The organism is Streptomyces solitudinis (genome assembly GCF_036323765.1).
Lineage (GTDB): Bacteria > Actinomycetota > Actinomycetes > Streptomycetales > Streptomycetaceae > Streptomyces.
In genome coordinates this window covers 217,581-236,241 of sequence record NZ_JAZDCW010000008.1, presented here as the reverse complement: position 1 = coordinate 236,241, position 18,661 = coordinate 217,581, and the positions used below count along the sequence as shown (strand labels likewise).

Sequence of the window (18,661 nt, the reverse complement as noted above, 5' to 3'; positions counted from 1 at the left end):
ATGCCGCTGAACTCCCCCCGCCGCTCCGCGCTCGCCGACCAGGTGATCGACGCCCTGCGCGGCCAGATCACCACCGGCGAGTGGCCAGTGGGCTCGCGCATCCCGACCGAGCCCGAACTCGTCGCGCAGCTCGGCGTGGCCCGCAACACCGTGCGCGAGGCGATCCGGGCGCTGGCGCACAACGGGCTGCTGGACATCCGGCAGGGCTCGGGCACGTACGTGGTGGCCACCAGCGAGCTGGCCGGCGTCATGCACCGGCGCTTCGCGCAGGCCGACCCCCGGCACGTCGCGGAGGTGCGCGGGACGCTGGAGGCGGAGGGGGCGCGGCTGGCGGCCACGCGGCGCACGGCGCAGGACGTGGCGCAGTTGCGCGGCCTGCTGGAGCGGCGCGAGGCGGCGTGGGCGTCCGGCGAGGTGGAGCGGTTCGTCCAGGCCGACGCGACGCTGCACCTGGCGGTGGTGGCGGCCTCGCACAACGAGGTGCTGACCGCGCTCTACTCCGACCTCGGCGCCGTCCTGCGCGCGTACCTGCGCTCGGACGTGGGCGGGGAGCTGCGCCCGGAGAACCACCTGGACCACGCGCGGATGATCGACGCGATCGAGGCCGGGGACGGGGAGGCGGCGGCCCGGGAGGCGGCGTCGTACACCGCCCACTGCCACACCGCGGCCCGCTGAACCGGCGCGTCCGCACCGTGGCGGCCCGCGCCGTGCCGGGCCGACGCGCGGTCGGGCCGACGCGCCGTCGGGCCGACGCGGGCGCGCCCCGCGGCGGCGTGCGGGGCGCGCCCGCCCCGCACGCCGGGACGTGCCGGGCGGTCAGGCGCCCATCATGTGCACGCCGCCGTCGACGTGCACGATCTCGCCGGTCGTCTTCGGGAACCAGTCCGACAGCAGGGCGACGACGCCGCGCGCGGCCGGCTCCGGGTCGGCGAGGTCCCAGCCGATCGGGGCGCGGGTGTTCCACACGTCCGCCAGCTCCTCGAAGCCGGGGATCGACTTGGCGGCCATCGACTTGATCGGCCCGGCGGAGACGAGGTTGCAGCGGACGTTCTTCGGGCCGAGGTCGCGGGCCAGGTAGCGCGAGGTGGACTCCAGCGCGGCCTTGGCCACGCCCATCCAGTCGTACTTCGGCCAGGCCACCTGCGCGTCGAAGTCCATGCCGACGACCGAGCCGCCGCGCTGCGACAGCAGCGGCAGCAGCGCCATCGTGAGCGACTTGAGCGAGTAGGCGGACACCTCGACGGCGGTGGCGACCGACTCCCAGCCGGTGTTGAGGAAGTTGCCGCCGAGGGCGTCCTGCGGCGCGAAGCCGATGGAGTGCACGACGCCGTCCAGGCCCACCCCGGCCCCCAGGTGCTCGGTGACCCGGGCGGCGAGGGTGTCCAGGTGCTCCTGGTTCTGCACGTCCAGCTCGATGACGGGCGCCTCCTTCGGCAGCCGCCGGGCGATCCGCTGCACCAGGGTGAGGCGCCCGAAACCGGTGAGCACCACCTCGGCGCCCTCCTCCTGGGCGAGCCGGGCGACGTGGAAGGCGATCGAGGCGTCGGTGAGCACCCCGGTGACGACGATGCGCTTGCCGGCGAGAAGTCCACTCATAGCGTTCAGTGCCCCATGCCCAATCCGCCGTCAACGGGAATGACGGCTCCAGTGATGTACGCGGCCTCCTCGGAGGCCAGGAAGCGCACCGCGGCGGCGATCTCGTCCGGCTCGGCGTAGCGGCCCAGCGGCACCTGCCCGGTGATGGCCTCGCGCTGCTCGTCGCTCAGCGCCCGGGTCATGTCGGTGTCGACGAAGCCCGGCGCGACGACGTTGCAGGTGATGCCACGGGAGCCCAGCTCGCGGGCGAGGGAGCGGCCGAAGCCGACGAGCCCCGCCTTGGACGCCGCGTAGTTGGCCTGTCCGGCCGAGCCCAGCAGCCCGACGACCGAGGAGATCAGGACGATGCGTCCCGCCCGGGCCCGGAGCATCCCGCGCGCCGCGCGCTTCACGACCCGGAACGTGCCGGTGAGGTTGGTGTCGAGCACCGCGGCGAAGTCCTCCTCGGACATGCGCAGCAGAAGCTGGTCCCGGGTCACCCCGGCGTTGGCGACCAGAACCCGGACCGGTCCCTGCTTCTCCTCGATCTCCTTGTACGCCTGCTCCACCTGCTCGGGTTCGGTGATGTCGCACTTCACGGCGAGGAAGCCCGCCGGCGGCTCCCCGGAGCGGTAGGTGACGGCGACCTTGTCACCCGCCTCGGCGAGCGCCCGGGCGATGGCGAGGCCGATGCCGCGGTTTCCTCCGGTGACGAGAACCGAGCGGCTCAAAGGACCACCTTCTTAGTGTGTCGTGCTGCGTTCGTGCTGCGAACAGCGGTGCACCATGCAAACTATCGGTCCCCGCCCCGCCGGGCGGACTCGGACGCCCACAGGGCCCCCGACGGCCCCCTGTGGGATTCCTACAGAGTGACGCGGCCCCGGCCGGGTGGGAAAAGCCGCCACGAGACGGCATGATCGGTTGCCGACCTCGGGAGGCTGCCTTGCCACGGACGAACGGCTTTGTCGACGAGAGCTTCACCGCGCTGCCCCTGCGGCACCTGGCCGACGCGGCGCTCGCGCGGGCCAGGGCGCTGGGCGCCGAGCACGCCGACTTCCGCTGCGAGCGGGTGCGCAGCGCCTCGTGGCGGCTGCGGGACGCGCGGGTGTCGGGCACCTCGGACACCACCGACTCCGGGTACGCGGTGCGCGTGGTGCACGGCGGGGCCTGGGGCTTCGCCTCCGGGGTGGACCTGACGGCGGACGCCGCGGCGCGCGTGGCCGGGCAGGCCGTCGCCATGGCGAAGCTGTCGGCCCGGGTGATCGCTGCGGCCGGCTCCCGGGAGCGGGTGGAGCTGGCGCCGGAGCCCTCGCACGGCGAACGCACGTGGGTGTCGGCCTACGACGTCAACCCGTTCGCGGTGCCGGACGGCGAGAAGACGGCGCTGCTCACCGCGTGGAGCGAGCGGCTGCTGGCCGCCGCGGGCGTGGCCCACGTGGACGCGTCGCTGATGGCGGTGCAGGAGAACAAGTTCTACGCCGACACGGCGGGGACCGTCACCACTCAGCAGCGGGTGCGGGTGCACCCGCAGCTCACGGCCGTGGCGGTCGCGGACTCCGGCGCGTTCGACTCGGTGCGCACGCTCGCCCCGCCGGTGGGCCGGGGCTGGGAGTACCTGACGGGCACCGGCTGGGACTGGGACGCGGAGCTGGCCGCCCTGCCGGAGCACCTGGCGGAGAAGATGGCGGCGCCCGCGGTCGAGCCGGGCGCCTACGACCTCGTCGTGGACCCGTCGAACCTGTGGCTGACCATCCACGAGTCCGTGGGGCACGCCACCGAGCTGGACCGGGCCCTGGGGTACGAGGCGGCGTACGCGGGCACCTCCTTCGCCACGTTCGACCAGCTGGGCACCCTGCGCTACGGCTCCGGGCTGATGAACGTCACCGGGGACCGCACGGCCGAGCACGGACTGGCCACCGTCGGGTACGACGACGAGGGCGTGGCGGCCCAGTCCTGGGACCTGGTGCGGGACGGGGTGCTGGTCGGGTACCAGCTCGACCGCCGCATCGCCCGCCTGACCGGGCTGGGCCGCTCCAACGGCTGCGCGTACGCCGACTCCCCCGCGCACGTGCCGGTGCAGCGCATGGCGAACGTCTCGCTGCGGCCCGCGCCGGACGGGCCGTCCACGCGGGAGCTGATCGGCGGCGTCGAGCGCGGGATCTACGTCGTCGGGGACCGCTCGTGGTCCATCGACATGCAGCGCCGCAACTTCCAGTTCACCGGGCAGCGGTTCTACCGCATCCGGGACGGCCGCCTGGCGGGCCAGCTGCGCGACGTCGCCTACCAGGCGACGACCACGGACTTCTGGGGGTCCATGACGGCGGTCGGCGGGCCCGGCACGTACGTGCTCGGCGGCGCCTTCAACTGCGGCAAGGCCCAGCCGGGCCAGGTCGCGGCCGTCTCCCACGGCTGCCCCTCGGCGCTGTTCCGCGGCGTCACCATCCTCAACACCGCCCAGGAGGCCGGCCGATGAGCAAGCCCACCGCACCGCACGAGATCGTCGAGCGGGCCCTCGCGCTGTCCCGGGCCGACGGCTGCGTCGTCATCGCCGAGGAGACGTCGTCGGCCAACCTGCGCTGGGCGGGGAACGCGCTGACCACCAACGGCGTCACCCGCGGCCGCGCCCTCACCGTCGTCGCCACGGTGGACGGGGCGCGCGGCACCGCGTCCGGGGTGGTCTCGCGCTCCGGGGTGACCGGCGGGGAGCTGGAGCCGCTGGTGCGGGCGGCCGAGGCGGCGGCCCGCACGGCGGGACCGGCCGAGGACGCCCAGCCGCTGGTGACCGGCCGGCCGGAGTCGGCGGACTTCACGGCACCGGCCGCCGAGACCTCCGCCGAGGTGTTCGGCACGTTCGCCCCGGCGCTGGGCGAGTGCTTCGCCGCGGCCCGCGCGGACGGGCGCGGCCTGTACGGCTTCGCGCACCACACGGTCGTCTCGACGTACCTGGGCACCTCCACGGGCCTGCGGCTGCGGCACGACCAGCCCACGGGGACGCTGGAGCTGAACGCGAAGACCGCCGACGGCACCGGATCGGCCTGGGCCGGGCGGGCCACGCGGGACTTCGGGGACGTGGACCCGGCCGTGCTCGACGCCGAGCTGGCCCGGCGGCTGGACTGGTCGCGGCGGCGGGTGGAGCTGCCGGCCGGGCGGTACGAGACGCTGCTGCCGTCCACGGCCGTCGCGGACCTGCTCATCTACCAGATGTGGTCCTCCGCCGCCCGGGACGCCGCCGACGGCCGCACGGTGTTCAGCGCACCGGGCGGCGGCACCCGCGTCGGCGAGCGGCTGACGGAGCTGCCGCTGACCCTGCGCAGCGACCCGCACGCCCCCGGCCTCCAGGCCGCGCCGTTCGTCATCGCGCACTCCTCGGGGGACGACGCCTCCGTCTTCGACAACGGTCTGCCGCTGGCGGCGACCGACTGGGTGCGCGAGGGCAGGCTGGAGCACCTGCTCACCACCCGGCACTCGGCGCGGCTGACCGGGCTGCCGCTGACGCCTCCCGTGGACAACCTCGTCCTGGACGGCGGCGGGGACCGATCGCTCCCGGAGATGGTGGCCGCCTCCGGGCACGACGGGCCCGCGCTGCTGCTGACCTGCCTGTGGTACATCCGCGAGGTGGACCCGGCCACACTGCTGCTCACGGGGCTCACCCGGGACGGGGTGTACCTCGTGGAGAAGGGCGAGGTGACGGGGGCGGTGAACAACTTCCGCTTCAACGAGTCCCCCGTCGGCCTGCTGTCCCGGGCGACGGAGGCCGGGCGCACCGAGCGGACGCTGCCGCGCGAGTGGTCGGACTGGTTCACCCGTGCCGCGATGCCGCCGCTGCGCGTGCCGGACTTCAACATGAGTTCCGTCAGCCGGGGCGTGTGACCCGCGCGCGGGCCGGGCGCGCGGCGGCCCACGGCACGGCGGCGCGGTGCGGGCCGGGAGTGTGGCTCCCGGCCCGCACCGCCTCGCTGCGGCCGCCACCGCTAGTGTGATCGGCTGCCGCGTTTGATCGACGCCCACAGCGGGGCGCCGATGGCCACGAGGAGAACGGCGCCCGCCAGTTGCAGCAGGTGCCTGATCCAGTCGATGCCGTCGGTGTTGTCCACTCCGATCCAGCCCGCCACGGCGTTGCCGAGGAGGCTGCCGAGGATACCGAGGATGATCGTCAGCCAGATGGGGATGTCCTGCTTGCCGGGAAGGATCGCGCGGGCCAGCACACCCAGAATCAGGCCGATGATGATTGCCCACAACCAACTCATGTCGCCTCCTAGTGCGGCGCTGTGGACGGTCGCTTCCAGGGTGCGCACGTCCGGGCCGCGGGCTCACCCGGTGCGCGGCCGAACGGGTGACGGCGGCGGGCCGCGCCCCGTCCGCCGGCCCGGTGCGGCGGGGCGTACCGTGGAGGGACGGGGGCAGGTGGAAGCGGGCGCGCCGGAGTGCGGCCGCGGGCGGCGTGATCAGGTGGTGCGGCATGTGGCGTAGGCGGCAGCACGGCTCCGAGGTGTTCCGGATCACCGGGGCCCGGCAGGGGCTGACCGATGATGTGCGGGCCCGGCAGCGGCGCTACGTGATCTCCATGCTGGTGCGCACCCTGTCCGTCCTGCTGACGGTGGTGCTGTGGGACGTGCAGCGCCCGCTGGCCGTGGTGACGCTGGTGCTCGGCGCGCTCCTGCCCTACGTCGCGGTGGTCATCGCCAACGCGGGCCGGGAGAACGCGCCCGGCCTGCCGTCCACGGCGCTGCCCGCCCCGCCGCGTCCCGCGCTCGGTTCCGCGCCCGGTCCGGCGGTGGGCCGCGAGGCTCCGGCGGCCGCGCGGCCCGGCCCCGGGCACGCGGACCGGGGCTGACCGGCGGGCCGGAGGGGCGTTTGCGCAAGGGGGCTGTCAAGCCCGCGAAAAGCTCAGATCAATCATGGCGTTCGGGTCACCAGCGAAGCCCTTGCGTGCCATACTTCGTATCGCTCGCTCCGTATCCCCCGTCGGAGCGAGCGATCGACGCCGGGCAGCTCCCCCCGTGGCTGCCCGGCGTCGTCACGCGCGGCGGGCCCGTGTTTGGATGGCCGGGTGACCGAGGACGCGCCGATCTGTTCCGCCAAGGGGTGCCGGGCGCCCGCCGTGTGGGTGCTGGCCTGGAACAACCCCAAGCTGCACACCCCCGACCGCCGCAAGACGTGGCTGGCCTGCGACGAGCACCGCGAGCACCTGTCGCAGTTCCTCGGGGTGCGCGGTTTCCTCAAGGACGTGGTGACGCTGGCGCGGTGGGAGGGCGGCCCGGACGCGGCCGGGCCCACGGGGTCAGCCGCCGATCGCTGACATCGGGCGGTCGGGCTGGATGAAGGAGGGGTCGTCGATCCCGGCTCCGGCCTTCTTGCCCCACATCGCCGTGCGCCACAGTCCGGCGACCGTCGCGTCGTCGGCGCCCGAGCGCAGCGCGCCGCGCAGGTCGGACTCCTCGGTGGCGAACAGGCAGGTGCGCACCTGGCCGTCGGCGGTGAGCCGGGTGCGGTCGCAGGCCCGGCAGAAGGGGCGGGTGACGGAGGCGATGACCCCGACGCGCTGGGGGCCGCCGTCGACGAGCCACCGTTCGGCGGGCGCCGAGCCTCGGCGCTCCTCGCCCTCGGGGGTGAGCGTGAAGCGGGTGCGCAGGGCGGCGAGGATGTCCCCGGCGGTGATCATGCCCTCGCGCGTCCAGCCGTGCTGGGCGTCCAGCGGCATCTGCTCGATGAACCGCAGTTCGTAGTCGTGTTCCAGGGCCCAGGCGAGGAGACCGGGGGCCTCGGTGTCGTTGAGGCCGGGCATGAGGACGGCGTTGACCTTGACGGGGGCGAGCCCGGCCGCCTGGGCCGCGGCGAGGCCGCGCAGGACGTCGCCGTGGCGCTTGCGGCGCGTCATCCGCTGGAAGACCTCGGCGTCGAGGGTGTCCAGGGAGACGTTGACGCGGTCGAGCCCGGCCTCGGCCAGCGCCGCGGCGGTGCGTTCCAGTCCGATGCCGTTGGTGGTCAGGGAGAGCCGGGGGCGCGGGGTGAGGGCGGCGCAGCGTGCGACGACGGAGACGAGGCCGGGGCGCAGCAGCGGCTCACCGCCGGTGAAGCGGACGTCGGTGACGCCCAGCTCGGTGACGGCGATGCGGACCAGGCGGACGATCTCGTCGTCCGTGAGCAGCTCGGGCTTGGCGAGCCACTGCAGGCCCTCCTCGGGCATGCAGTAGGTGCAGCGGAGGTTGCACCGGTCGGTCAGGGAGACCCGCAGGTCGGTGGCCACCCGGTCGTATGTGTCGATCAGCATGCGCGTCAAGCCCTCCGACGGTTGTGCCCTTGCTCGCAGCGTACGTGAGCCCCCCGTCATTCAACAGATCGTTGATGTTACGGGTCGCACACGGGGAGTTAAGTTCTGATGCTGGTCCTACAGAATCATTGCCGCCCGGTGTCCGACGGCGATAGCTTCCCACCGAACCGGCCCCCGAACGGCCAGGACCGTTTACCGGACGGTGGTTCCCCGCCCGACCGTTGACGAACGAACATGGAGACCCCATGGCACTGAGCCCCCTGTCCAGACGGCGGCGTCTGCTCGCGGTACCCGCCGGAGTGGCCCTGACCGTCTCACTCGGGCTGATGCCCGGTGCGAGCACGGCGCTCGCTAAGGGGAAGCCGGCCGCCGAGGACGGCCCGCGGCTGTCCTACGTGGTGAACACCGACGCCTCCAAGAAGGCCGTCAAGAAGGCCAAGAAGGCCATCAAGAAGGCGGACGGCACCGTCGTCACCGCCTACGAGGAGATCGGCGTCATCGTCGCGCACTCCACGAACCCGGACTTCGGCGCGGAGGTCCGCGCGGCCCGCGGCATCGACTCGGCCGGCGCCACCCGCACCGCGCCGCTGGAGTCCGCGGCCACCACCGACGTCGGCGAGCCGACGTACGTCAAGGAACCGCGGCAGCTCTTCAAGAGCGCCCAGGCCGCCGGTGTGACGAACGAGCCGCTGGAGTCACTCCAGTGGCCGCTGCCGCAGATCAAGGCCGACGAGGCGCACAAGATCACCGAGGGCAGCCGGAACGTCACCGTCGCCGTCATCGACACCGGTGTGGACGACACCCACCCCGACCTCGCGCCCAACTTCTCCGCCGGGCAGTCGGCCAACTGCGTGGGCGGCGTCGCCGACACCTCCCCCGGAGCCTGGCGCCCCTACCCCGACGGCAGCTACCACGGCACCCACGTCGCGGGCATCGTGGCGGCCCCGCGCAACGGCATCGGCGTCGCCGGCGCGGCCCCCGGGGTGCAGGTCTCCTCCATCAAGGTGAGTGAGCCGGGCACGAGCCTCTTCTACACCGAGGCCGTCGTCTGCGCCTTCATGTTCGCCGCCGAGAACGGCGTGGAGATCACCAACAACAGCTACTACATCGACCCGTGGATGTTCGCCTGCCGGGACGACGCCGACCAGGGCGCTCTCGTGGACGCCGTCTCGCGGGCCATCACGTACTCCCAGCGCCAGGGCGTCGCCCACATCACCTCGGCGGGCAACTCCAACTACGACCTCGCCAACGAGATCACCGACGACTCCAGCCCGAACGACTCCACGCCCGTGGAGCGGACCATCGACCCCAGCGTGTGCCCCGACATGCCCACGCAGCTCAGCGGCGTGACCTCCGTCGCCTCCACGGGCTCGCACGGCGTCAAGTCGTACTTCTCCAACCACGGTCTCGGGCAGATCGACGTCGCGGCCCCCGGCGGCGACTCGCGCTACCAGATCCCCGAGGCCCCGGCCAAGAACGGCGGCGTGCTGTCCACGATGCCCGACGGGGAGTACGCCTTCCTCCAGGGCACCTCGATGGCCGGTCCCTACGTGGCGGGCGTGGCCGCGCTCATCAAGAGCCAGGACCCGTACGTGACGCCGCAGGAACTGGCCTGGCGCCTGAAGGCACAGGCCGTCAGCACCCCGTGCCCCGAGGGCGAGTTCGACCCGAGCGGCGACGGCCGGTACGCGGCCGAGTGCACCGGTACGCAGCACATCAACAGCTTCTACGGCTACGGCATCGTGGACGCCCTCGCGGCCGTGAAGTGACGCACGCCCACGCGTGACACCGCCACCGCGCGCGGCGGCGGCCCATGCGGCGGAAGGGGGCCGGGCAGTCCGTCCGGCCCCCTTCCGCGTGCCCGGGACCTGCCCGGCGCGCGGCCGGACGGGGCCGGAGCGCGCACGCCCCAGCGCCGGGAACGCGCCCCCGGACGGACAAGCGGGACCAAAGCGGCGAGCGTGAGGTAAACGGGCGTCAGCCGCCCGCCGCGCAGCGGTCCTTGCCCGGCGGCCGGCGGGCGGTGCTGTCAGTCATGGCCCGTATCCTCTGTGACCATGCTCGAAGACCAGACGGCACACGACCGGGTGGCGGCCGCCCCGCAGATCCCCGCGCAGCAGCACGCCGCCGAGTTCTCCTGGCCGTCCGGCTACCCGGACGGCTACGCCGTGGTGGACGTGGAGACGACGGGCCTGGCCCGGGACGACCGCGTCGTCTCGGCCGCGGTCTACCGCCTCGACGCCCGCGGCGAGGTGGAGGACCACTGGTACTCCCCCGTCAACCCGCAGCGCGATCCGGGACCCACCTGGATCCACGGGCTGACCAGCGACATGCTCGCCGGCGCCCCGCTCTTCGCGGACATCGCCGAGGAGTTCGCGGCCCGGCTGGACGGGCGGGTGCTGGTCGCGCACAACGCCGTCTTCGACTGGATGATGATCGCCCGCGAGTACGCGCGGGTGCGCCGCACCCCGCCGGTGCGGCAGCGGCTGTGCACCATAGCGCTCGCCAAGGAGCTGGCGCTGCCGCTGCCCAACCACAAACTGGAGTCGCTGGCCGCGCACTACGGCGTCGTGCAGGAGCGGGCGCACCACGCGCTCGACGACGCCCGGGTGCTCGCCGAGACGTTCCGGCCCAGCCTGCACCGGGCGGCGCAGGACGGCCTCCGGCTGCCGCTGCTGGCCTGCCGCCCGCTGACCGAGTGGACCCAGACGTCCTTCGGCGGCAGCCCGGCGCGCAGCGGCGGGGCCGGGGGACACGGACCGGCCGGGTGGCGCCCGTCCCGCCGGCGCCCCGCCTGCCCCTACCCCAACCCGGGCCGCTATGAGCCGGGCGGCACGCTGGTGCAGGGCATGCGGGTGGCGATCTCCGGGGACACCTTCACCGAGCGCGAGCTGCTGGAGGACCGCGCCGTCGAGGCGGGCCTGCACATCGCCACCAGCGTCTCGCGGCTCACCAGCCTCGTCGTGACCAACGACCCGGAGTCGGCCACCTCCAAGCTCGCCCGCGCCCACGCCTACGGCACCCCGGTGATCGACGAGGCCGCCTTCACCCAGCTCCTCCAGGACGTCACGCCCGCCCCCGGCGGCTGAGCCGCGCCGGCCGGGCGCTCCCCGGCGGGTGCCCCACCGGCACCCGGCGCGGCCGGGGCGGGTACCGTCGACAGGCGTGTACCGCTTCCTGTTGTCCCGGCAGTGGGTGATCCTCACCCTCCTCGCCCTCGCGCTCGTCCCGGTGATGACCGAGCTGGGTTTCTGGCAGCTGCACCGGCACCAGGCGCGGGTCGCGCACAACGAGGCGACCGCCGCGAGCCTGGCGGCCGACCCCGTACCGGTCGCCGAGCTGACCGGCACCGCCCGCCCGCCCGCCGACGAGGACCGGTACCGCCCGGTCACCGCCACCGGCACCTACGACAGCGCACACGAGGTCGTCGTGCGCCGCCGCACGGCCGCCGACGGCCGGGAGATCGGCTACTTCGTGCTGACCCCCCTCGTCCGCGAGGACGGTTCCGCCGTCCTGGTGAACCGGGGCTGGGTACCGGCCCCCGGCGACCAGACGACCTACCCCGAGGTGCCGAAGGCGCCCGGCGGCACGGTGACGGTGACCGGACGGCTGCTGCCCGACGAGACGACCGCCTCCACCGGCATCAAGGTCCGCGGCGGCCTGCCCGACCGGCAGGTCATGCTCATCAACAGCGAGCAGCGGGCGCGGGAGATCGGCCGCCCGGTGCTGCACGGCTACCTGGAACTCACCGGCACCCGTCCGCAGCCGCCCGCCGGCCGGCTCGCCCAGCAGATCCCCGAGCCCGACCACAGCGGCGTCGGTGCGCACCTGGCCTACGCCGTCCAGTGGTGGCTGTTCACCGCGGCCGTGCCCGTCGGCTGGGTGGTCCTGGTGCGCCGGGAGCTGCGCGACCGGGCCCGCGCCGCGCGGGACGGGGACGGGCCGTCGGCCGGGACCGCGGGAAGGGCCCCGGCCCTCGCGGCGGGGGCCCCCGGCACGGCAGACTGACCCCCATGGATCTTGGGCTCAAGGACAGGGCGTACCTCGTCACCGGCGGCACCCGCGGGCTCGGGCTCGCCACCGCGCGGGAACTGGTGAACGACGGCGCACGGGTGATCGTGACCGGACGCGACGGCGAGAGCGTCGCGGCCGCGGCGGCGGAGCTGGGCGCGGGCGCCGTGGGCGTGGCCGCCGACAACGCGGACCCGGACACCCCCGGACGGCTCGTGGACGCGGCCGTGACGCACTTCGGCCGCTTCGACGGCGTGCTGGTCAGCGTGGGCGGCCCGCCCGCGGGGACGACGGAGTCGGTCACCGACGAGCAGTGGCAGCGGGCGTTCGACTCGGTGTTCCTCGGAGCGGTGCGGCTGGCCCGCACGGCGGCCTCCCGGCTCGGCGAGGGCGGCGTGATCGGATTCGTGCTCTCCGGTTCGGTGGCCGAGCCGATCCCGGGGCTCACGGTCTCCAACGGGCTGCGTCCGGGCCTGGCCGGCTTCGCCAAATCGCTGTCGCTGGAGCTGGGGCCGCGCGGCATCCGCGTGGTCGGGCTGCTGCCGTCGCGCGTGGACACCGACCGGGTGCGGGAGCTGGACGCGCTGTCGGGGGACGCCGACGCGGCGCGGGAACGCCAGTGCGCGGCCATCCCGCTGGGCCGCTACGGCACGCCCGAGGAGTTCGGCCGGGCGGCGGCGTTCCTGCTGTCGCCCGCCGCATCCTACCTCACCGGCACGATGCTGCCGGTGGACGGCGGGGCCCAGCACCGCTTCTGACGGCACGCACCCGGCGGCCGCTGGGGCCGCCGGGTGCGCGGGCCGGTTCCGGCCGGGTGCGGTGGGCCCGGGTCAGTCCAGGCGTTCGGCGCGGTGCCGGGACGCCCGCAGCCGCACCTGCGCGGGCAGCGCGGCCAGCCCCGCCGACGTCCTGGCGTGCTCCAGCGCCCGCGCGCGCAGCTCCCTGACGACCCGGGCCGGCCGCGCCTCCGGCTCCAGCAGCAGGCCGACGCGGGCCCGCGGGGAGCCGCGCCGGCCGGTCAGCGTGACCCGGGCCCGGCCGACGCCGTGCTGGTCCTCCGCCTCGGCGGCCATCGCGTCCTCCAGCGCGGCGCCGCGCACCCGGGCCCCGGCGCCGTCCCCGGTGTCCACCCGGACCGTGCCCAGGCGCCGGGAGCGGAGCTGGGCGACCAGCCACCACAGGGCGAGGAGGACGAGCAGTCCGAGCACGGCGAAGACGACCGGCCACCACCAGTCCTCCGCGCGCCACTGCGTGCGGTCGGCCGCGGTGAGCAGCACCTCGTCGGGGCTGCGCCAGGCGTAGCCGTCCGGCGGGGTGACGCCGACGCGTCCGTACAGGTCGAAGGCCGCGGCGAGCGCGGCGAGGCCGAGCCCCAGCAGGGCCAGCCCGGTCAGCGCGAGCAGCACCCGGTTGACGGTCCTCAGCACAGCGATCACCTCAGCCCTTGTCCGGACGGTCGACCCGCACCGACAGCTTCGGCTGCCGGGCGAGCCCGAGGTCGGCGACGGTGTCGGCGAGCACGCCGACGAGATCGTCGCGGACGTCGTCGACGTCGCGGAAGTGCGCCGTCGCGCGCACCTTCGCCTTGCGGCGGCGCACCTTCACCCGGGCGTGCCGCACGCCGGGGACCCGGGTGGCCTCGTCGCGCAGCACGAGGGCCGCGGCCCGGCGGTCGAGACCGGCCCGCAGCCCCGGCGCGCCGCGCATCGTCAGCAGGTGGCGCAGGCCCGGTGTGAGGGCGAGCAGCAGCAGCCACAGCCCGAGCAGGGCGGCCAGCACGGCACCGGCGATCACCCAGGCGTCGTCGAGCTGCCGGGTGGCCAGGTCGTCGGCCACCTCGCGGCGCCACCGCGCGGCGGACCCGCCGACGCGGGTGGCGGCCAGTTCGTAGAGCAGCAGGCCGGCGGCGGCGAGGCCGAGGAGGGCCACCAGGGCGGCGGGCACGCGCCGCGCCGACCAGAAGCGCCCGGTCCGGCCCGCGTCCGCGCCCGAGGCCTTGGGGCCGGGCGCGAACCCGGTGCCTTCGGCGGCGGGGTCCGCGGTGGCTCCCGGCCGGGTGGCGGGCTCTCCGGTGTCCAGGGTGGGTACGTGGCGGGCGGACTCCTGGCTCACCTGACCCTCCCGCCGGTGTCCCTCGCCAGGTGCGGCGAGGTGAGCCGCTCGACGTCCACGGCCACTTCCGGCACGGTGAAACCGGCCAGTTCCTGGACGCGGCCCGTCACCCGGCGGCGCACGGCCCCGCACTGGGCACCGATGTCGCTCGGGTAGGGCAGCTCCACGGAGACCCGCAGCCGGGCCTCGCCCGGCTCACCGCCGGGTCCGGGCCCGGTGCGGCGGGCGACCGTGGCGTGCTGCGCCCGTCCGCCGCCGGTGCCCGCCGGGGCGCCGGCGGGGTGCAGCGCCTCGTGGGCGGCCTGGGCGGCGATCTTGGCGATCACCCGGTCGGTGACGTGGGTGGCACCGCGTTCGGCGGCGGGAACGGCTTCGAGCTCCACCGCTCACCGCCGCCGGTCGCTGCGGCCCCGGGTGTGGAAGAACTCTCCCGGTTCCAGGTCGCCGTCGGCGAACCGGCCGACGACGAAGCCCACCGCGCCCAGCGCGGCCACCAGGAGGAAGGCACCGAAGCCGCCGAAGTACCCGGCGAAGCCCAGCGCCATTCCGGCGATCAAGCCGACGACAGCCATACTCATCCTGTGCTCCTCAGTCGCTCACTGCACACGGGGAAACCGGAGAGGTCGTATCCGGAGGGGCCGGGCCCGCCCGGCAGGCCCGGGGGCGCCGGGAAGGCCGGGACGAGCCGGGAGGACCGTCACCGCAGCCTCGGCTGCTCCGGCTCCTCCTCGTCCTCGTCCGGCTCGTCGGGCAGTTTGACGTCGCTGACGGCGATGTTGACCTCGACGACCTCCAGCCCCGTCATCCGCTCGACGGATTCGATCACGCTCGCGCGCACCTCGCCCGCCACGTCCGCGATCGGCACGCCGTACTCGACGACGATCTCCAGGTCGAGCGCGGCCTGCACCTCGCCGACCTCGGCCTTCACCCCGCGCGTGACGGACTTGCTGCCGCCGGGCACCCGGTCGCGCACCGCGCCGAACGTGCGGGAGAGTCCGCCGCCCATCGCGTGGACGCCTTCCACCTCCCGGGCCGCCATCCCGGCGATCTTGGCCACCACCCCGTCGGCGATGGTGGTCTTGCCCCGGGACGCCGGATCGCCCGAGGCACCGCGGCTGCCGAGCGTCTTGCCGGCACCCTGGCCGGGCTGGCTCACCGTGCTGCCTGCGGAGGACGTGGTCTCGGTCATGGCCTTCACCCCTTTCGGAAAGAGCCCGGGGAGGCGGACGGGCCTCCCCCGCTCCGCGTTCACCCTAAGGCTGGAATGACCGCGTACCCGCCTGATGCGCCGCTGAACGGGGGAAGGGGCATCCGTCCGGGCCGGTGGGAGGCCGCCGGGGCGCCGGCGGGCTACTCGCCGAGCCCCGCGAGGTCGCGCAGCCGCCGGGCCTGCCCGGCCCGCTCGGCCGCGCGCTGCTCCTCGTAGTCGCGGGCGACGGCGCCGCGCAGCAGGGCCTTCGTCTCGATGACGGCGTCCCGGGGCGCCGCCAGCAGGGCCGCCGCCAGGTCGGCGGTCGCCGCCTCCAGCTCGGCGCGCGGCACCACCAGGTTCGCGATTCCCGTGCGTTCGGCCTCGGCGGCGTGCACGAAGCGGCCGGTCGCGCAGATCTCCAGCGCGCGGGCGTAGCCGACCAGGTGCACCAGCGGATGGGTGCCGGTGAGGTCGGGCACGAGCCCGAGGCTCGTCTCGCGCATGGCGAACTGCACGTCGTCCGCGCAGACGCGCAGGTCGCAGGCGAGGGCGAGCTGGAACCCCGCGCCGATGGCGTGCCCCTGCACGGCGGCGACGGAGATGAGGTCGGTCCGCCGCCACCAGGTGAACGCCTCCTGGTACCCGGCGATCGTCGCGTCCAGCTCCTCGGCCGGGCCCCGGGCCATGTCGAGGAAGGTGGGCTCCCCGTCGAAGCCCTCGGGGGTGAACGCCCGCCGGTCCAGCCCCGCGGAGAAGGACGGCCCCTCGCCGCGCAGCACCACCACCCGGACGCTGCCGGGCACCAGGCGGCCCGCCTCGGTGACCGCCCGCCACATCGCCGGGGACTGGGCGTTGCGCTTGTCCGGGTTGGCGAGGGTGACCGTGGCCACGGCGTCGTCGACGGTGAGCCGCACACCGTCCTGGTCGAGCAGAGTCATGAGGCCCTCCGGTGGCTTGACCGCAGTGAAGTGACTGCAGGGTAACCACCGGCTGCGAGGGCGGAGCGGCCGGGTGGCGCGGGCCCCGGGGCGCACCGCGCCGCGAAGCCCGCCTCCGGCGCGGCGCGGCGGCCGGAGCGTGCCGGAGAGGGCCGCGGCGAACGGCGTGGCGGACGCCGCGGCCCGGCCCGGGAGACGTCCCTAGCCGGCCTTCTTGCCCCGCGTCGCCCCGCCGCGCCCGCGCAGGGTCACGCCGGCCTCGCTGAGCATGCGGTGCACGAACCCGTAGGAACGGCCGGTCTCCTCGGCCAGCGCCCGGATGCTCGCACCTGAGTCGTATTTCTTCTTGAGGTCCGCCGCGAGTTCCTCGCGCGCGGCGCCGGTCACCCGGCTGCCCTTCTTCAGAGTCTCGGTCACCCGTGCCTCCTCATGGGAAGTGCGCTCTGAGTTCTCATGATCACCCCTTCCGGTCCTTCTGGCCACCCATTCGGCAAGGTCAGTGCGACCGCTTCGCGCGGCCGTCGTCGCGGGCGCGGGGTGACGGGGGCGGCGGGGCGGGCGCTTCCGGGGCGTGCGCTCCCCCGGAAGCGGGTGAGAACGGGCAGGTCAGCGGGGGCTTCGGGCGGGGCGGCGGGCGGGGCGGCGGGACGTGCCCGCACTCCGGCGCACCGCCCGGGCCCGGGCGGTGCGGGGGCCGCGGTACGAGCCGCCCTCACTCAGATGAAGGATCTTGCGTCCACGCCGCTCCGCCGGACGGCCCCCGGAAGGCCCCGGGTGACGGCTGCGGGAACGGACGGCGAACACCCGCCGTCCGTCAGGCGAGGGCGACCAGGTCCGCGTAGTCGGCGCCCCACAGGTCCTCGACGCCGTCGGGGAGCAGGATGATGCGTTCGGGCTGGAGCGCGTCCACGGCCCCCTCGTCGTGCGTCACCAGCACCACCGCGCCGGAGAAGGTGCGCAGGGCGCCGAGGATCTCCTCGCGGCTGGCCGGGTCGAGGTTGTTCGTGGGCTCGTCCAGCAGCAGGACGTTGGCGGAGGAGACGACGAGCGTCGCCAGCGCGAGCCGGGTCTTCTCCCCGCCGGAGAGGACCCCGGCGGGCTTGTCCACGTCGTCACCGGAGAAGAGGAAGGAGCCCAGGACCTTGCGGATCTGCACCAGGTCCATGTCGGGCGCCGCCGAGCGCATGTTCTCCAGCACCGTGCGCCCGGGGTCAAGCGTCTCGTGCTCCTGCGCGTAGTAGCCGAGCTTGAGACCGTGCCCGGGGACGACCGCGCCGGTGTCCGGCTCCTCGATGCCCGCCAGGAGCCGCAGGAGCGTCGTCTTCCCGGCGCCGTTGAGGCCGAGGATGACCACGCGGGAGCCGCGGTCGACCGCCAGGTCCACGTCGGTGAAGATCTCCAGCGAGCCGTAGGACTTGGACAGGCCCTCGGCGGTCAGCGGCGTCCTGCCGCAGGGCGCGGGGTCGGGGAAGCGCAGCTTGGCGACCTTGTCCGACTGGCGCTCCTCCTCCAGGCCCGCGAGGAGTTTCTCGGCGCGGCGCGCCATGTTCTGCGCGGCGACGGCCTTGGTGGCCTTGGCGCGCATCTTGTCGGCCTGGGTGTTGAGGGCGGCGGCCTTCTTCTCGGCGTTCGCGCGCTCCCGCTTGCGGCGCTTCTCGTCGGCCTCGCGCTGGGTGAGGTACTGCTTCCAGCCCATGTTGTACTGGTCGATCTGCGACCGGTTGGCGTCCAGGTAGAAGACCTTGTTGACGACCGTCTCCACCAGGTTGATGTCGTGGGAGATGACCACGAGGCCGCCGCGGTAGGTCTTCAGGAAGTCGCGCAGCCAGACCACGGAGTCGGCGTCGAGGTGGTTGGTCGGCTCGTCCAGCAGCAGGATGTCGGCGTCCGAGAACAGGATGCGCGCCAGCTCGACGCGGCGGCGCTGGCCGCCGGAGAGGGTGTGCAGCGGCTGGCCGAGCACCCGGTCGGGCAGTCCGAGGCTCGCGGCGATGGTGGCGGCCTCCGCCTCGGCGGCGTAGCCGCCCTTGGTGAGGAACTCCGTCTCCAGCCGCTCGTACTTCTTCATCGCGCGTTCGCGGGTGGCGCCCTTGCCGCCCGCCATGCGCTCCTCGTTCTCCCGCATCCGGCGGATGACGGTGTCCAGGCCGCGGGCGGAGAGGATGCGGTCGCGGGCGAGGGTGTCGAGGTCGCCGGTGCGCGGGTCCTGCGGAAGGTAGCCGACCTCGCCGGTGCGGGTGATGTGGCCGGCGGCGGGGACGCCCTCCCCGGCGAGGCACTTGGTGAGCGTCGTCTTGCCCGCGCCGTTGCGGCCGACGAGGCCGATGCGGTCGCCGCGGGCGATGCGGAAGCTGGCCGACTCGATGAGGACGCGGGCGCCGGCGCGCAGCTCTAGGCCGGAAACGGTGATCACGGAGAACTCCTGGACAGGACGTACGTACGGGCTGGCGGGCTGCGGTGCGCGTGCCGGGCGTCCGCGGCGGACGGGCGGCAGGCGGCGGACGTACGTCGACTGCTAATGCACGTAAGGAGTTGCCATGCGGGCCAGTCTACCGGCGCGCC

Annotated in this window: 21 protein-coding genes; 9 read left to right on the top strand and 12 right to left on the bottom strand. The window is 74.6% G+C overall.

Translation table 11 applies throughout. From position 1 onward, the window contains the following. Positions 1-675 carry a FadR/GntR family transcriptional regulator gene (locus tag V1J52_RS21000; RefSeq protein ID WP_330141473.1) on the top strand — a complete coding sequence of 225 codons (675 nt, stop codon included), beginning with the start codon at positions 1-3 and terminating at the stop codon, positions 673-675. Positions 676-816: 141 nt separating this feature from the next. Here V1J52_RS21000 and fabI read toward each other — a convergent pair whose 3' ends face one another. Together fabI and fabG are read right to left on the bottom strand one after the other, a co-directional pair. After that, positions 817-1,596, bottom strand: coding sequence for an enoyl-ACP reductase FabI (gene fabI, locus V1J52_RS20995; protein WP_330141472.1), 780 nt, complete (start codon positions 1,594-1,596; stop codon positions 817-819). 5 nt (positions 1,597-1,601) lie between these two features. After that, entirely contained in the window at positions 1,602-2,306 is a 705-nt protein-coding gene (gene fabG, locus V1J52_RS20990; protein WP_330141471.1) for a 3-oxoacyl-[acyl-carrier-protein] reductase, read from the bottom strand. A gap of 212 nt (positions 2,307-2,518) precedes the next feature. Between fabG and V1J52_RS20985 the strand changes: the two genes are divergently transcribed. Continuing rightward, positions 2,519-4,048: a TldD/PmbA family protein gene (locus V1J52_RS20985; protein WP_330141470.1), complete on the top strand. Its 1,530-nt coding sequence runs from the start codon at positions 2,519-2,521 to the stop codon at positions 4,046-4,048. After that, a complete protein-coding gene (locus V1J52_RS20980) occupies positions 4,045-5,445 on the top strand; it encodes a metallopeptidase TldD-related protein (protein WP_330141469.1) in 1,401 nt (466 codons plus the stop codon). The genes V1J52_RS20985 and V1J52_RS20980 overlap by 4 nt, the downstream gene beginning before the upstream one ends. A gap of 101 nt (positions 5,446-5,546) precedes the next feature. Here the strand turns inward: V1J52_RS20980 and V1J52_RS20975 are convergent, their stop codons facing one another. After that, the gene (locus tag V1J52_RS20975; RefSeq protein WP_330141468.1) at positions 5,547-5,822 is read right to left on the bottom strand and encodes a GlsB/YeaQ/YmgE family stress response membrane protein; all 276 of its coding nucleotides are present in this window, start codon (positions 5,820-5,822) and stop codon (positions 5,547-5,549) included. Between the two features lie 212 nt (positions 5,823-6,034). Here V1J52_RS20975 and V1J52_RS20970 point away from each other — a divergent pair, with 212 nt between their 5' ends. Together V1J52_RS20970 and V1J52_RS20965 are read left to right on the top strand one after the other, a co-directional pair. Then, positions 6,035-6,409 (top strand): DUF3099 domain-containing protein, encoded by a 375-nt coding sequence (locus V1J52_RS20970; RefSeq protein WP_330141467.1) that lies wholly within the window; start codon positions 6,035-6,037, stop codon positions 6,407-6,409. A gap of 216 nt (positions 6,410-6,625) precedes the next feature. Beyond that, positions 6,626-6,874 carry a hypothetical protein gene (locus tag V1J52_RS20965; RefSeq protein WP_330141466.1) on the top strand — a complete coding sequence of 83 codons (249 nt, stop codon included), beginning with the start codon at positions 6,626-6,628 and terminating at the stop codon, positions 6,872-6,874. On the opposite strand, the gene moaA is transcribed toward V1J52_RS20965, so the two are convergent. After that, entirely contained in the window at positions 6,857-7,846 is a 990-nt protein-coding gene (moaA, locus tag V1J52_RS20960; protein WP_330141465.1) for a GTP 3',8-cyclase MoaA, read from the bottom strand. The genes V1J52_RS20965 and moaA overlap by 18 nt on opposite strands. Before the next feature lie 245 nt (positions 7,847-8,091). On the opposite strand from moaA, the gene V1J52_RS20955 reads away from it, so the two are divergent. From V1J52_RS20955 to V1J52_RS20940, 4 genes are all read left to right on the top strand, one after another. Beyond that, positions 8,092-9,615: a S8 family serine peptidase gene (locus tag V1J52_RS20955; RefSeq protein WP_330141464.1), complete on the top strand. Its 1,524-nt coding sequence runs from the start codon at positions 8,092-8,094 to the stop codon at positions 9,613-9,615. Between the two features lie 288 nt (positions 9,616-9,903). Further along, positions 9,904-10,935 carry a DEDDh family exonuclease gene (locus V1J52_RS20950; protein ID WP_330141463.1) on the top strand — a complete coding sequence of 344 codons (1,032 nt, stop codon included), beginning with the start codon at positions 9,904-9,906 and terminating at the stop codon, positions 10,933-10,935. Between the two features lie 76 nt (positions 10,936-11,011). Then, a complete protein-coding gene (locus V1J52_RS20945; protein ID WP_330141462.1) occupies positions 11,012-11,854 on the top strand; it encodes an SURF1 family cytochrome oxidase biogenesis protein in 843 nt (280 codons plus the stop codon). 5 nt (positions 11,855-11,859) lie between these two features. Beyond that, on the top strand, positions 11,860-12,615 hold the full coding sequence (locus V1J52_RS20940) for an SDR family oxidoreductase (protein ID WP_330141461.1): 756 nt from the start codon (positions 11,860-11,862) through the stop codon (positions 12,613-12,615). Between the two features lie 72 nt (positions 12,616-12,687). Here V1J52_RS20940 and amaP read toward each other — a convergent pair whose 3' ends face one another. The 8 genes from amaP to V1J52_RS20900 form a co-directional block, all read right to left on the bottom strand. Further along, on the bottom strand, positions 12,688-13,293 hold the full coding sequence (gene amaP, locus V1J52_RS20935) for an alkaline shock response membrane anchor protein AmaP (RefSeq protein ID WP_330141460.1): 606 nt from the start codon (positions 13,291-13,293) through the stop codon (positions 12,688-12,690). Between the two features lies 1 nt (position 13,294). Continuing rightward, a complete protein-coding gene (locus tag V1J52_RS20930) occupies positions 13,295-13,969 on the bottom strand; it encodes a DUF6286 domain-containing protein (protein ID WP_330141459.1) in 675 nt (224 codons plus the stop codon). Further along, positions 13,966-14,352, bottom strand: a complete 387-nt coding sequence (locus V1J52_RS20925; protein ID WP_330141458.1) for a hypothetical protein — start codon at positions 14,350-14,352, stop codon at positions 13,966-13,968. The genes V1J52_RS20930 and V1J52_RS20925 overlap by 4 nt, the downstream gene beginning before the upstream one ends. Positions 14,353-14,355: 3 nt before the next feature. Beyond that, the gene (locus V1J52_RS20920) at positions 14,356-14,547 is read right to left on the bottom strand and encodes a hypothetical protein (protein WP_330141457.1); all 192 of its coding nucleotides are present in this window, start codon (positions 14,545-14,547) and stop codon (positions 14,356-14,358) included. Between the two features lie 119 nt (positions 14,548-14,666). Then, complete coding sequence (locus tag V1J52_RS20915) at positions 14,667-15,158, bottom strand: Asp23/Gls24 family envelope stress response protein (RefSeq protein WP_330141456.1); 492 nt, start codon at positions 15,156-15,158, stop codon at positions 14,667-14,669. 161 nt (positions 15,159-15,319) lie between these two features. After that, positions 15,320-16,099 (bottom strand): enoyl-CoA hydratase/isomerase family protein, encoded by a 780-nt coding sequence (locus tag V1J52_RS20910; RefSeq protein WP_330141455.1) that lies wholly within the window; start codon positions 16,097-16,099, stop codon positions 15,320-15,322. 201 nt (positions 16,100-16,300) lie between these two features. Beyond that, positions 16,301-16,516, bottom strand: a complete 216-nt coding sequence (locus V1J52_RS20905) for a helix-turn-helix domain-containing protein (protein ID WP_330141454.1) — start codon at positions 16,514-16,516, stop codon at positions 16,301-16,303. Between the two features lie 397 nt (positions 16,517-16,913). Further along, positions 16,914-18,512: an ABC-F family ATP-binding cassette domain-containing protein gene (locus tag V1J52_RS20900; protein ID WP_330141453.1), complete on the bottom strand. Its 1,599-nt coding sequence runs from the start codon at positions 18,510-18,512 to the stop codon at positions 16,914-16,916. Between the last annotated feature and the right edge of the window lie 149 nt (positions 18,513-18,661).

Bases quoted from the DNA above. Each gene is read 5' to 3' on its own strand.
- V1J52_RS21000 (WP_330141473.1), top strand. From the start codon at position 1: ATGCCGCTGAACTCCCCCCGCCGCTCCGCGCTCGCCGACCAGGTGATC.
- fabI (WP_330141472.1), bottom strand. From the start codon at position 1,596: ATGAGTGGACTTCTCGCCGGCAAGCGCATCGTCGTCACCGGGGTGCTC.
- V1J52_RS20980 (WP_330141469.1), top strand. From the start codon at position 4,045: ATGAGCAAGCCCACCGCACCGCACGAGATCGTCGAGCGGGCCCTCGCG.
- V1J52_RS20975 (WP_330141468.1), bottom strand. From the start codon at position 5,822: ATGAGTTGGTTGTGGGCAATCATCATCGGCCTGATTCTGGGTGTGCTG.
- V1J52_RS20970 (WP_330141467.1), top strand. From the start codon at position 6,035: ATGTGGCGTAGGCGGCAGCACGGCTCCGAGGTGTTCCGGATCACCGGG.
- moaA (WP_330141465.1), bottom strand. From the start codon at position 7,846: ATGCTGATCGACACATACGACCGGGTGGCCACCGACCTGCGGGTCTCC.
- V1J52_RS20955 (WP_330141464.1), top strand. From the start codon at position 8,092: ATGGCACTGAGCCCCCTGTCCAGACGGCGGCGTCTGCTCGCGGTACCC.
- V1J52_RS20950 (WP_330141463.1), top strand. From the start codon at position 9,904: ATGCTCGAAGACCAGACGGCACACGACCGGGTGGCGGCCGCCCCGCAG.
- V1J52_RS20940 (WP_330141461.1), top strand. From the start codon at position 11,860: ATGGATCTTGGGCTCAAGGACAGGGCGTACCTCGTCACCGGCGGCACC.
- V1J52_RS20920 (WP_330141457.1), bottom strand. From the start codon at position 14,547: ATGAGTATGGCTGTCGTCGGCTTGATCGCCGGAATGGCGCTGGGCTTC.
- V1J52_RS20915 (WP_330141456.1), bottom strand. From the start codon at position 15,158: ATGACCGAGACCACGTCCTCCGCAGGCAGCACGGTGAGCCAGCCCGGC.
- V1J52_RS20910 (WP_330141455.1), bottom strand. From the start codon at position 16,099: ATGACTCTGCTCGACCAGGACGGTGTGCGGCTCACCGTCGACGACGCC.